Origin of the sequence: Psychromonas sp. 14N.309.X.WAT.B.A12, from assembly GCF_030397575.1 — a bacterium.
Classification (GTDB): Bacteria; Pseudomonadota; Gammaproteobacteria; order Enterobacterales; family Psychromonadaceae; genus Psychromonas.
The window spans coordinates 1-607 of sequence record NZ_JAPNXS010000036.1 but is presented as its reverse complement, the minus strand read 5'-3'; the positions used below and the strand labels follow the sequence as shown (position 1 = coordinate 607).

At 49.4% G+C, this 607-nt stretch carries 1 protein-coding gene; it reads left to right on the top strand.

Annotated elements, in window-relative coordinates:
* Positions 1-11 precede the first annotated feature (11 nt).
* A partial coding sequence (locus OW492_RS16955; protein WP_290041713.1) for a hypothetical protein occupies positions 12-607 on the top strand: 596 nt, incomplete at its 3' end.

Sequence of the window (607 nt, the reverse complement as noted above, 5' to 3'; positions counted from 1 at the left end):
CTGGCGCAGAAGTGGCGACCTTTGAGACCTTCGATGAAGATGGCGATGAGGTGACAGTCACCTTAAGCGATACCGTTAACTACGAAATCGTAGATGGTACGGTTGTCCTCACTGAAGCCGGTGCAGCATTAGTGAATAGTGGTCAAGAATTACCGGCTTTCACCTTAACGCCAAACGACGGCACGGTTGATGGCGATGCAGTAAGCGTTGATCCAGGTGTAGCCACCGTAAATGATGCACCAGAAATTACTATCTTAACCAATAATGACTTTACCGAAGATGATGGTAGTGCGGTTGCTGGCGCAGAAGTGGCGACTTTCGAGACCTTCGATGAAGATGGCGACGAGGTGACGGTCACCTTGAGCGATACCGTTAACTACGAAATCGTAGATGGTACGGTTTTGCTCACTGAAGCCGGCGCAGCATTAGTCAATAGTGGCGAAGAATTACCCGCATTTACCTTAACGCCAAACGACGGCACAACAGATGGCGACGCAGTAAGCGTTGATCCAGGTGTGACCACCGTGAATGATGCACCAGAAATTACCATTATAACCAGCAATGACTTTACCGAAGATGATGGTAGTGCGGTTGCTGGCGCAGAAGT